Below are 12,097 nucleotides of genomic sequence, written 5' to 3' on the forward strand. Positions count from 1 at the left end.
GTTACAACTGTTTTTCGGTATTCCAGAGCACTTATTCACTTCTGCCCGTAATAGGCGTTGGGCCCATGTTTACGCATGAAATGTTTATTCATAAGGTAATCATCAATGCCCTGAAGCTGCGGATTGATGCCGCGGGCGATCCACGCCATTCGCGCCACTTCCTCCATCACCACCGCGTTATGCACGGCATCGTGAGCGTCTTTTCCCCACGAGAATGGACCGTGCTGATACACCACAATACCCGGCGTATGCAGCGGCTCACGCTCAGCCAGCGTGTCGATAATGACGCGACCGGTGTTGAGTTCATACTCCCCTTCCACTTCGGCCTGCGTTAATGCCCGCGTGCAGGGAATATCGCCAAAGAAGTAGTCTGCATGCGTGGTGCCAAGAGCCGGAATGGGCAGCCCTGCCTGCGCCCAGGCCGTGGCATGAGTCGAGTGTGTATGCACAACGCCGCCCAGGGAGGGATAACGCTGATACAGTGCCAGATGGGTGGCGGTATCAGAAGAAGGACGCCACTTTCCGTCAACCACGTTGCCATGAAGATCCACAACCACCATGTCGTCGGCGGTCATGGACTCATAGGGCACACCGCTGGGCTTAATCACGACCCGCCCCTGCTCAGGTCGATGGCGCTGACGTTACCCCAGGTAAACGTCACCAGACCGTAGCGAGGTAGATCCATATTGGCCTCAAAGACCTGCTGCTTAAGCTTATGCATGCTCAGCCTCCATCAACCCAGCCCGCGCCATACGTTCACGGACCCAGTCCCGCGCCTTCGCCACTTCGGCTGCCGGGTCGTCCGACGTTTCACTCCACATCTCAATCAGGTAAGGCCCGCAATACCCTGTCTGTTTGAGCGTCTGGAAGCACCGTTCGAAATCCACCACCCCGGTGCCGAACGGAACATTTTTGAATACACCAGGCCGGGTATCTTTGACATGAACCGCCACGATATGACCAATACCCGCCTGCAGTTCCATCTGCACGTCGTTATCCCAGGCTGACAGATTGCCGATATCAGGGTAGAGCTGGAACCACGGATTATTCAGGTAGTGCGCGTAACCCAGCGCCTTGCTGATGGAGTTCATTAACGGATAATCCATGATCTCCATCGCCAGCGTCACCTGAGCACGGCTGGCCATGTCGACGCTCTCTTTCAGGCCGTCACGAAAACGACGGCGCGTTTCATTATTGGCGTCCTGATAGTAAACGTCATACCCCGCCAGCTGGATCACACGGATGCCGACATCCTGGGCAAAGCGAATGGCTTTACGCATGATCTCCAGCCCCTGAGCACGCACAGCATCATCTTCACTGCCAAGCGGAAAACGACGATGGGCGCTGAGGCACAGGGAAGGCACACGTACCCCCGTTTCAGCAATGGCGCTAACCAGTGCCAGACGCTGTTCGCGGCTCCAGTCCAGGCGAGACAGGCGTTCGTCCGTCTCATCCACTGACATTTCAACAAAATCGAAGCCGAGTTGTTTCGCCAGTTGCAGCCGCTCCAGCCAGCACTCCCCCGCAGGGAGTGCCTTTTCATAGATGCCGAGCGGGACTTGTTTAGACAACATACCCGCTCCTTAGCCCCAAAGCTGAGCGATTGAGCGTTTGAACTGACGCGCGGCTTCTACCGGAGAGGCGGCATCACGGATGCTACGGCCTGCGATAAAGACATGAATTGGGATACCTTTGAACAGCGGCAGATCTTCCAGCGCCAGGCCTCCGGTCACGGTCACTTTGAAGCCCATATCGGCCAGACGCTTAATCGCGCTGATATCCGCTTCCCCCCACGCTACCCCAGCGGCCTGCGCATCACGGCTGCGGTGATAAACCACCTGTTGAATGCCCGCGTCACGCCACTCCTGCGCCTGCTCCCAGGTCCAGAACCCGGTCAGCTCAATCTGCACATCACCGTTGAACTCTTTTGCCACATCCAGCGCACCTTTAGCCGTGTTGATATCCGCACAGCAAATAACGGTGACCCAGTCGGCATTGGCTTCAAAACACATACGGGAAAGAATTTTGCCCGCATCGGCAATCTTGGCATCCGCCAGCACGATTTTATGCGGATACAGCGCCTTCAGGTCGCGGACGGCGCGAACGCCTTCGCCCACGCACAGAATGGTACCGACTTCGATGATGTCCACTTCTTCCGCAATCAGGCGGGTAGTTTCGTAAGCGTGAGACAGAGTCTGGTTATCCAGCGCGACCTGCAACATTGGTAATGACATTTTCAATTCCCTCTTAAACTGCCGCCGCAGTGGCGTTATCAATTAAATCCAGCACATCCTGCTCGGTGCGGCAGGCGCGTAAACGGTCGAAGTTGGCCTCATCATCAAACAGATTAACGATCTGCATAATGCCCACCTCCTGGTGGGTGTTGGCATCAACAGCCGCCATGGTGATGAGGATGTCGACCGGGTCGTTATCTTCGTGGTTGAAAGCCAGTGGTGTTTTCAGCGTAACCAGCGCAAAGCCGGTTTTTTTAACACCCTCTTCCGGGCGGCCATGCGGCATCGCCAGCCCTGGTGCAATCACGAAGTAAGGGCCGTGCTCTGCAACGCCATCCAGAATGGCCTGGTAATAACGCGGCTCGACAACATCGGCTTTTACCAGCAGATCTACGCTAAGTTTCACCGCCTCCTGCCAGGTGCTGGCGTCGGCCTGTAAAAGGATGGAGCTGTTCTCTGCCAGCGAATCACGTAGTTTCATGTTGCGTCCTTACTTCACATCTTGTGGGAAATGCGCGTTGATCACTTCCAGCAGCTTTGGCCCAAAGTCGGCTGGCGACAGCATGTTGCGCACGCCTACCACATATTTGTTGCCTGTCACGGTGATCTCACCGGCGATGTGGGTAGAGGCGATGATGATGTCCGCGCCGTTCAGTTCACTTTTGTATTCGCCCACTGCGCAGCTGTTCACCGTGTGGTCGATGTTTGACTGGGTTAAAAACTGGTCCACTTTCATCTTCATGATCATGGAACTCCCTTGCCCATTGCCACACACAGCCAGGATACGTACGGTCATAATCGAAACTCCTTAATGAGCAGAAACTTCTGCTGTTTGTTTTTCTGCATCTTCTTCAGCCCGCAGAGTGCGACCAGCGAAGAACATATAAGCCAGAGCAATGAGGATGATGACAGCCATAAAGATCAGGCCAACGGAGGCGAAGCCCTGCATCATCGGTGGTGCCAGAATTGACCAGTCGGCCATGCCCATCCAGGCGCTCATACCGGTGAGCTTGACCGCCCACACACACCCGAAGATTTCCACCATCCCCATCACCAGGCAGATCTTGAGCGCCGCGCGCCAGCCACCAAAGTGGTTCGCAAAGACGCCGATGGTGGCGTTGGAGAAGAACATCGGGATAAAGCCAGGAATGATCAGAATGGAAGAGCCGCAGCCCACCAGGATACCCACCGCAATCAGCTGGCCGATGGTGCCCCACATGAAGCCCCAGACCACCGCGTTTGGCGCGAAGCTGTAGATAGCCGCGCAGTCAATCGCCAGTACCGCACCGGGAATCAGACGCTGAGAGATACCGTTGAAGGCTTCGGACAGCTCGGCAACGAACATACGCACGCCCTGGGTGATAATGAAAATCGCCACCGCGAAAGAGAAACCGGTCTGCAGGATATAGACAGTCCAGTGGGTTTTACCCGCCATCGCCTGTACGACGTCAATGCCAAAGGAGAGCAGAATGGCACCGAAGAAGAGGGTCATCACAATCGCCGTAGAAACGATATTGTCGTGGAAAATATTCAGCCAGCCCGGCAGTTTAAGATCTTCGACGCTCTCTTCTTTTTTGCCCAGATACGGCGCGACTTTATAGGCAATCCAGGAGGCAAACTGCTGCTGGTGGCCGATGGAGAAGCCGCAACCGTCGGTGACGTCCTGCGTGGGCTTGTACATCATGTTGGAGGTGATACCCCAGTAGAGCGAGACCAGCACCGCGGTGCAGATAATGGTCGTCCACATTGGGTAGCCAAAGATAAAGAAGGAAACCGCAATCAGCCCTGCCTGCTGGAACATGATATGGCCAGTCAGCATGATGGTGCGAATACCGGTAATGCGGCGCAACAGAACGTAAATGATGTTCAGCGCCAGCGCGAGCAGGACCGCATACCCTACCCAGCTGTAGGCATCGCCCATGCGATCGATGGTGGCCATCATCGAGGCGTAGGTGTCAGAGATGGCGCCGTTGATGCCATAGACTTCCGACATTTTGGCCACTACCGGCTTGAAGGTGCCGGTCAAAATGCCTGAACCCGCCTGCAACAGCATGAAACCGATGATGGTTTTAATGGTGCCTTTAATAATAACGCTGACGCTTTTACGCAGCAGGATATAGCCAAGGCACGTCACGATGCCCAACAACAGCGGGGCATTAGTCATTACCTGATTAAAGAACACGGTAAAGACGTTGTAGAGGATCTCCATAACTCTCTCCAGAAATGAGAACACGAGGGGCAATCCCTGTGCGGTTGGTGACAACACTCTATTAATCACAAATAATCACCACAAGATTAAATCTGATTATTTGTGACGCATCACGCAAATTATTTCCCTGGTGTTAGTAATGATTTTCACTTCGGCATGCCACATAGAATTATTTCCATATAATTCATGCAATTAATGATTGATACGGTAAAAGATAACAAGAAGGGAGAAGAGCATCCGTGACGTCAGGCAGATAAAATTACACATTTTGATCGTTGCAATGCGCGTAAAATGGTGACAGCATTAATCACAACAAATCACCAATTGATTACTTTTGATTAAACCAGGAGTCAAAACGATGAGTAAAGTGAACACCATTACCCGTGAATCATGGATTCTGAGCACTTTCCCGGAATGGGGTAGCTGGCTGAATGAAGAGATTGAGCAGGAACAGGTTGCTCCTGGTACCTTTGCAATGTGGTGGCTGGGGTGCACGGGGATCTGGCTGAAATCAGAAGGTGGCGCGAATATTTGCGTCGATTTCTGGTGCGGCACCGGCAAACAGAGTCACGGTAACCCGCTGATGAAAAAAGGCCATCAGATGCAACGCATGGCGGGCGTGGAAAAACTTCAGCCAAACCTGCGTACCACACCGTTTGTTCTTGATCCGTTCGCCATTCGCCAGATCGATGCCGTTCTCTCTACGCACGATCATAACGATCATATTGATGTCAACGTGGCGGCAGCGGTCATGCAAAACTGTGCCGATGACGTACCGTTCATCGGGCCGCAAACCTGCGTGGATTTATGGATCGGCTGGGGCGTACCGAAAGAGCGCTGCATCGTCATGAAACCAGGCGATGTGGTCAAAATTAAAGACGTTGAGATCCACGCGCTGGATGCCTTTGACCGCACTGCACTGATTACCCTTCCGGCCGATCAGAAAGCCGCAGGCGTACTGCCAGACGGTATGGACGAACGTGCGGTGAACTACCTGTTTAAAACGCCCGGCGGTTCCCTGTACCACAGCGGTGACTCTCACTACTCAAACTACTATGCAAAGCACGGCAATGAGCATCAGATTGATGTGGCGCTCGGCTCATACGGTGAGAACCCACGCGGCATTACAGACAAAATGACCAGCGCCGATATGCTGCGCATGGCGGAAGCGCTGAACACCAAAGTAGTGATCCCTTTCCACCACGATATCTGGTCAAACTTCCAGGCCGACCCACAGGAGATACGCGTACTGTGGGAAATGAAAAAAGACCGCCTGAAGTATGGCTTTAAGCCGTTCATCTGGCAGGTAGGAGGCAAGTTCACCTGGCCGCTGGACAAAGACAATCTCGAGTATCACTACCCACGTGGCTTTGATGATTGCTTTACTCTTGAGCCAGACCTGCCGTTCAAGTCATTCCTCTGATTATTAAGGCCCATCGCCAGACCCGAGTGTCTGGCGGTTTCATATTTCTTTTAGTAATTTCACGCTATTTCAAATATCATCTTTTAAAATCAATTCTTATCGGAATAGCTCATGACGGAAGCGCAACGGCATCAAATATTACTGGAACTCCTGGCGCAAACAGGGTTTGTCACCGTTGAGAAAGTGATCGAACGTTTAGGGATTTCCCCGGCAACAGCGCGGCGGGATATTAATAAGCTGGATGAAAGCGGTAAGCTGAAAAAAGTCCGCAACGGTGCGGAAGCGATTAGCCAGCAGCGTCCACGCTGGACGCCGATGAACATTCATCAGGCGCAAAATCATGATGAAAAAGTCCGTATTGCCAGAGCGGCATCGCAGCTGGTGAACCCCGGCGAGAGCGTGGTGATCAACTGCGGCTCCACGGCGTTTCTGTTAGGTCGGGAGATGTGCGGAAAGCCGGTACAAATCATCACGAACTATTTGCCGCTCGCCAACTATCTTATCGATCAGGAGCATGAGAGCGTGGTGATCATGGGCGGCCAGTATAACAAGAGCCAGTCCATCACACTCAGCCCGCAGGACAGCGAAAACAGTCTTTATGCCGGACACTGGATGTTTACCAGTGGCAAAGGCCTGACCGCGGATGGCCTCTACAAAACCGATATGTTGACCGCCATGGCAGAACAAAACATGCTTAACGTGGTGGGCAAGCTCGTTGTGCTGGTCGACAGCAGTAAAGTGGGCGAACGCGCAGGAATGCTGTTCAGCCGTGCTGAACAGATAGACATGGTGATCACCGGCAAAGGTGCCAACCCTGAGATCCTCCAGAAACTGAAAGATCAGGGTGTCAACGTCCTGTGCGTTTAAAGGTGCTGGCGGAAGAAGTCCACCGTGGCGTCCAGCGCCGTTGGCGTAATGCGGTGGCGAACGCCCGCTTCCCACAGGCAGGTCAGGTTGCCATCCAGCCCCTCGTGCTGTAGCGCCTGCTGAAGCCGGAACGTTTCTCCGGGTGGAACCACATCGTCCGCATCACCATGCCACAACAGCAAAGGACGATCGGCCAGACGCGGTAACGCCCGGGTAACCTCCCACTCTGCAAGCGCCGCCTCAACCTCTGTGAGTGCCTGAGGTGGAAAAAGCGTCTTCGCCAGTGAGGTAAAGTAGCCCGAGCCCATCAGACAAGCCACTGACTTCACTTCTGGATGGTGCGTCATGATCCCCAGCGCCGCCATCCCGCCCATCGATGCCCCAGCCACGGCCAGCCGATTATCAGCCACCAGCCCTGCCTGGTAAAGCGCATCGCGCAGCCCGGCAAACTCGGTCAGGCTACCGTGCAAAATGTGCCAGAACTGCCCAAGTCGCGCCTGTTCGTTGCCGGTAAAACGTGCGCCGTGGTCGGGTGCATCCGGCATGACCACACGAAAACCGGCCTGCGCGAGTGCCACCGCAAAATAGCTGTAGACCAGCTTCGATGAGGTAAATCCATGATAAAACACTATAACAGGCAGTGGTTCCTCACGTTTTCCGGCGGGTGTTGCGTGTAATATTTCACGATCACCCAGATGGCGTATTTCAATTTCAATCATTGTCGACCCTGTAATGATGAATGATTCATAATGTTGAGAACTGGGTTACGATTTCACGCTATTTTCATTCGAAAATTACGCCCCAGCTAACACTTCGGGAACATTCCCCCAAAACTAAATTCACAGACAACTACACTATGGCTATCAGGAAACGAGATATGGTTATGCGCAGGTTTGCTGCTTTATTGCTGATGTTACTGCTCAGTGGCTGTAGCGCGCTGCAGGGAACGCCACAACCCGCTCCCCCGGTGGCCGATCACCCGCAGGAAATCCGTCGTAATCAGACGGAAGGATTACAGCGTATGGGTACCGTCTCTGCGCTGGTTCGCGGCTCCCCGGATGACGCGGAAGAAGCAATAAAGGCACAAGCCGTCGCCGCCAAAGCAGATTATTACGTCATCATTATGATCGACGAAACCATCATTACGGGACAGTGGTACTCACAGGCCATTCTGTATCGTCAATGATCGTCTTCATTTGAACGACATTTACACTGCTTTGCGTCCATAGACACTTTCCTGTCCACAATAAACTCCATGCCCGCAACAATGGAAGTGAGTTTATTCGCGAAGGATTGCCCGGCGGATACCGGAGACATGTGAAATGGAGCTGACGATGAAACGAACTCTTGCTTTGACCACACTGTTGCTCTCAGCAGGTCTTGTGAGCACAACCGCGCAGTCAGCTGAATTTGCCAGTGCTGATTGTGTGACTGGCCTGAATGAAATTGGCCAGATCTCCGTGAATAATATTTCGGGGAGCCCGCAGGACGTTGAACGTGTCGTTGCATTAAAGGCCGATGAGCAGGGTGCTTCATGGTATCGCATTATCCAGATGCAGGAAGATCAGTACATCGATCACTGGCGGGTACAGGCCATTCTCTACGCGTAATCCCCCCTCCGATAAAAGCCACTTACTTTTAGTGGCTTTTCGTTTTTGCAAATTTTTTATCTTTTAGCAAACCAATTAAAAACAATTAAATAACATTTTGTTACACTAAAACAGTAAACGTTATCTCTGCTCTGCCGTTGAAAAGCCATACCTTTTCAATGATGAGCAATTTATGATCAACTTTTTCCGTCGTGCAGGTCTGGGTGCAAAGCTGTCGCTGCTTACCGGTGCCAGTGTCGCCATCCTGTTTCTGTTTTTCACTTTTCTGCTCAGCCAAAAAGCCAGCCAGCAGCTTGAAGCCCTCGCGATAGAAGACCTGCATAATCAATCCACCGGCATGGTCGATATGGTGCAGATGTTTAACACCAGCCTGAGTGAAGAGGTCGAGAGTTATACCCGGCTGTTTACCACCTTTTTGCCCCAGCCACTGAGCGTTGATAACACTCAAACCCAGACGATTAACGGGATTAACGTTCCGCTCCTGAAAGGAGGGGAAACCGGGCTACATGAAAACAATACCCTTTCAGACGATTTTCTGAGCCGGACAGGGGCAATCTCGACCCTGTTTGTGCGTAGCGGTAACGACTTTGTGCGCGTCGCCACATCGCTGCGCAAAGAGAACGGCGAGCGGGCAATGGGCACCGTTCTGGATACCACCAGCCCGGCCTTTGCCGCCGTCACCCGGGGCGAGGTTTATCGCGGTCTGGCGCTGCTGTTCGGCAAGCGCTACATCACCCAATACCAGCCGGTTAAAAACGCAGACGGCCAGGTCATTGCAATCATCTTTGTTGGTGTGGACATCACTCACTCCTGGAACGTCATGCGCGAGAAAATACTCAACCGTCGACTGGGCGAGAGCGGTCACTTCTTTGTTCTGGACCGCAGCCATGGCAAAACGCGCGGGCAGTATCTGTTCCACACCAGCGCGGAGGGAAAAGTACCGGAGTGGGATAGCGCTATCCAGCAACAGCTGTTGAGTGATAAATCCGGCACGCTGGAGCGCGTCAGTGCCGATGGTCGCACGCTGACCATGGCGTATACGCCGCTGCCAGGCTGGAACTGGGCCATTGTCGGCGAAGTGGATAAATCGGTACTGCTCTCAAGCGTGACCGCCATGCGCGACCGCTTCCTGCTGGCAGGGGTGGTGCTGTCAGTGCTCTTCGCGGGTCTGTTTGTGGTCATTATACGTCGCATACTGACACGCCCATTGCGCAATGTGATCCACCTGGCCCGACAGTATGCCGCAGGCGATCTGCGCTCCAGCCTGCCCGTGACCCGCCAGGATGAGGTCGGTCAGCTCATCGATGCCATTAACGGTATTGGAGGGGGACTGCAGAAAATTGTTCTTCAGGTGCGCGAGGCCGCAGCGGAGATCCATATGGGCACCAACGCGCTGGCATCCGATAGCGAAGAAATCTCCGGGCAGATTAACAAGCAGGCCAGCAGTGTAGAAGAGACGTCTGCCAGCATGGAGCAACTGGCCGCGACCGTGCAGCAAAATGCCGCCAACATGGAGCAAACGCAGCAGCTGGTAGGCGAAACGTCGCGCGCAGTACACCAGGGTGGAGAGACGGTCACCCACGCTGTCGCTACCATGGATGATATTCGCGAAGCATCAAAGCGAATCGAAGACATCACGCGCGTGATTGAATCCATCGCTTTTCAGACCAACATTCTGGCGCTTAACGCAGCGGTTGAAGCAGCCCGCGCAGGCGAGCACGGAAAAGGTTTTGCGGTGGTGGCGCAGGAGGTGCGCGCGCTGGCAGGACGCAGCGCCAACGCGGTGAAGGAAATTGAACAGCTCATCGGTGATACGCTCAGAAAAGTCAGCGAAGGCCATGCGCAGTCTGAACAAACGCGTCTGGCGATGGATTCCATCATCGTGCACATCGATAATATCAACAAGCTGGTCACGGAGATTAACCATGCGTCCCGCGAGCAATCCGCGGGAATAGGCCAGGTTAATCTGGCCATGACCCACATTGGCGAAGCGTCGCACATCAACGCCGACCGCGTCTTACGCAGCGAACAAACCGCACACACGCTGCGTGAGAAAGGCTCACACCTCACCCAACTGGTGAGCCTGTTCCAGCTAAAGAGTTAGCCAACCCTGCCCGTGGCACGCAACAGCAGGTCATTTTGCACCTGCTCGCTCATCAGCGTACCGCCACGGGTATCAAGCATCATGCGGCACCACGCCTGCGCCACGGGTGGCGATGCGTGCCGCAGCATCTGACTTCCGGCCCCCAGCAGGAAAAGCTGTTGCGTGATCTCCCGTCCCTGCGCCTCCTGCGGTTTTCGCAGTTTTTGCTGAAGCTGACGCCAGCTGCGATCGAAGTGCCTGTCCTGCCCTTTTACCTGGGCAAAATCATCCACAAGCAGGTCGAGAATGCCGGATTGCTTCGTCAGTACACGCAGAACGTCCAGGCACATAATATTGCCGGACCCTTCCCAGATGCTGTTCACGGGCATCTCACGGTACAAACGGGGAAGCTCACTCTCCTCGCAGTAGCCTGTGCCGCCGAGCACTTCCATGGCTTCCGCCACAAACGGGATACCCGCTTTGCAGACGCTGTATTTCGCCGCGGGGGTGAAAAGGCGCGCCCAGGCGGCCTCCTGAGGATCGGCACGCCTGTCCCACGCCCGGGCCAGACGAAACAACAGTGCCGTCTGGCCCTCCAGCATCAGCGCCATGCGGCTCAGCACATCGCGCATGAGCGGCTGGTCGATAAGGTTTTTACCAAACGTCTGGCGTTGATGCGCATGGTAAAGCGCCACGGATAAAGCCCGACGCATCAGCCCATGGCTGCCCAGCGCGCAGTCAAACCGCGTCAGGCCGCCCATTCGGAGGATCTGGCGTACCCCTTCTCCTTCCTCCCCCAGCAGCCAGCCGGACGCATCCAGGAATTCCGCTTCGCTGCTGGCGTTAGAGCGGTTGCCGAGCTTCTCTTTCAGCCGCTCCAGACGTACGGCATTGCGTTGCCCGTCAGGCAAAAAGCGTGGAACAAAAAAGCAGGACAGCCCCCCTTTCGCCTGGGCCAGCACCAGATGCGCATCGCTTTGCGGCACAGAGAAAAACCATTTATGCCCGATAAGCCGGTAGCTGCCGTCACTGCACTTTTCCGCTTTGGTGGTATTGCTGAGTACGTCCGAGCCGCCCTGTTTTTCTGTCATCCCCATGCCAATCAGCAGGCCACGCTTTTGCGCCCCCGGCGCAAGATGAGGATCGTAACGATCGCTCATTAACGGCGTGATCCAGTCACGGAACGGCTCGGGCAGCGCCTGTTGCAGCAGCGGTGTAGCAGCAAAGGTCATGGTGACAGGGCAAAGCGTGCCCGCTTCTACCTGAGCGTGCAGGACAAAACGTGCAGCTCTGGCGACAAACGCGCCTTTGCGCGCCTCCTCTTCCCACGCCAGGTTATGGACACGGTTCGCGCAAAGTCCCTGCATTAAGAGGTGCCATGCGGGATGAAAGCGAACGTCATCCAGTCGCTCCCCGGTGGCGTCATAGCGTAATAACTCCGGCGGATTAACGTTCGCCAGCCTGCCCAGCTCCAGCGATTCCGCGGTTCCTAACTGCTGGCCGATGCTGGCAAGAAGCTCGATATCCCACTCGGCGCCTTCGCGAACAACCGCGTCACGCAGAGCGCAATCAGAGAGGAAAAGGTTGCTGTTTGAGAGCGGTGCAGGTTGATTAAAAACGGTATGGGTCTGCCAGTGCATGCTGTCTCCCTCCTTCAGTGGCAATGAAGAT

12 protein-coding genes and 1 pseudogene are annotated in these 12,097 nt (G+C 54.6%); 5 read left to right on the top strand and 8 right to left on the bottom strand.

Features of this window, described 5'->3' with window-relative positions:
* Nucleotides 1-35: 35 nt before the first annotated feature.
* The 6 genes and pseudogenes from BJ887_RS13815 to ulaA all read right to left on the bottom strand — a co-directional run bounded on the left by BJ887_RS13815 (nt 36) and on the right by ulaA (nt 4,443).
* A pseudogene (locus BJ887_RS13815) lies at nt 36-721 on the bottom strand (L-ribulose-5-phosphate 4-epimerase).
* Nucleotides 714-1,574, bottom strand: a complete 861-nt coding sequence (locus BJ887_RS13820; protein WP_014168332.1) for an L-ribulose-5-phosphate 3-epimerase — start codon at nt 1,572-1,574, stop codon at nt 714-716. The pseudogene BJ887_RS13815 and the gene BJ887_RS13820 overlap by 8 nt, the downstream one beginning before the upstream one ends.
* 9 nt (nt 1,575-1,583) lie before the next feature.
* Nucleotides 1,584-2,234 carry a 3-keto-L-gulonate-6-phosphate decarboxylase UlaD gene (gene ulaD / locus BJ887_RS13825; RefSeq protein WP_008502901.1) on the bottom strand — a complete coding sequence of 217 codons (651 nt, stop codon included), beginning with the start codon at nt 2,232-2,234 and terminating at the stop codon, nt 1,584-1,586.
* Nucleotides 2,235-2,247: 13 nt separating this feature from the next.
* Entirely contained in the window at nt 2,248-2,715 is a 468-nt protein-coding gene (gene ulaC / locus BJ887_RS13830; RefSeq protein WP_014168330.1) for a PTS ascorbate transporter subunit IIA, read from the bottom strand.
* A gap of 9 nt (nt 2,716-2,724) precedes the next feature.
* Nucleotides 2,725-3,030 (bottom strand): PTS ascorbate transporter subunit IIB, encoded by a 306-nt coding sequence (ulaB, locus tag BJ887_RS13835; RefSeq protein ID WP_014168329.1) that lies wholly within the window; start codon nt 3,028-3,030, stop codon nt 2,725-2,727.
* A gap of 12 nt (nt 3,031-3,042) precedes the next feature.
* Nucleotides 3,043-4,443: a PTS ascorbate transporter subunit IIC gene (ulaA, locus tag BJ887_RS13840; RefSeq protein ID WP_020882935.1), complete on the bottom strand. Its 1,401-nt coding sequence runs from the start codon at nt 4,441-4,443 to the stop codon at nt 3,043-3,045.
* A gap of 358 nt (nt 4,444-4,801) precedes the next feature.
* Here ulaA and ulaG point away from each other — a divergent pair, with 358 nt between their 5' ends.
* Together ulaG and ulaR are read left to right on the top strand one after the other, a co-directional pair.
* A complete protein-coding gene (ulaG, locus tag BJ887_RS13845) occupies nt 4,802-5,866 on the top strand; it encodes an L-ascorbate 6-phosphate lactonase (RefSeq protein WP_020882936.1) in 1,065 nt (354 codons plus the stop codon).
* Nucleotides 5,867-5,977: 111 nt separating this feature from the next.
* The gene (ulaR, locus tag BJ887_RS13850) at nt 5,978-6,733 is read left to right on the top strand and encodes an HTH-type transcriptional regulator UlaR (RefSeq protein ID WP_014168326.1); all 756 of its coding nucleotides are present in this window, start codon (nt 5,978-5,980) and stop codon (nt 6,731-6,733) included.
* Here ulaR and yjfP read toward each other — a convergent pair.
* A complete protein-coding gene (gene yjfP / locus BJ887_RS13855; protein WP_025206248.1) occupies nt 6,730-7,452 on the bottom strand; it encodes an esterase in 723 nt (240 codons plus the stop codon). The genes ulaR and yjfP overlap by 4 nt on opposite strands.
* A 137-nt stretch (nt 7,453-7,589) precedes the next feature.
* On the opposite strand from yjfP, the gene bsmA reads away from it, so the two are divergent.
* The 3 genes from bsmA to BJ887_RS13870 all read left to right on the top strand — a co-directional run bounded on the left by bsmA (nt 7,590) and on the right by BJ887_RS13870 (nt 10,447).
* Nucleotides 7,590-7,919 (top strand): biofilm peroxide resistance protein BsmA, encoded by a 330-nt coding sequence (gene bsmA / locus BJ887_RS13860; protein WP_025206249.1) that lies wholly within the window; start codon nt 7,590-7,592, stop codon nt 7,917-7,919.
* Nucleotides 7,920-8,067: 148 nt separating this feature from the next.
* Complete coding sequence (gene yjfN / locus BJ887_RS13865; RefSeq protein ID WP_025206250.1) at nt 8,068-8,343, top strand: DUF1471 family protease activator YjfN; 276 nt, start codon at nt 8,068-8,070, stop codon at nt 8,341-8,343.
* 172 nt (nt 8,344-8,515) lie between these two features.
* Nucleotides 8,516-10,447 (top strand): methyl-accepting chemotaxis protein, encoded by a 1,932-nt coding sequence (locus BJ887_RS13870; RefSeq protein ID WP_121340003.1) that lies wholly within the window; start codon nt 8,516-8,518, stop codon nt 10,445-10,447.
* Here BJ887_RS13870 and BJ887_RS13875 read toward each other — a convergent pair.
* Nucleotides 10,444-12,066, bottom strand: a complete 1,623-nt coding sequence (locus BJ887_RS13875) for an isovaleryl-CoA dehydrogenase (protein ID WP_047355590.1) — start codon at nt 12,064-12,066, stop codon at nt 10,444-10,446. The genes BJ887_RS13870 and BJ887_RS13875 overlap by 4 nt on opposite strands.
* Nucleotides 12,067-12,097 lie beyond the last annotated feature (31 nt).

The organism is Enterobacter sp. WPR_3_1 (assembly GCF_003635055.1).
Classification (GTDB): Bacteria; Pseudomonadota; Gammaproteobacteria; order Enterobacterales; family Enterobacteriaceae; genus Enterobacter; species Enterobacter ludwigii.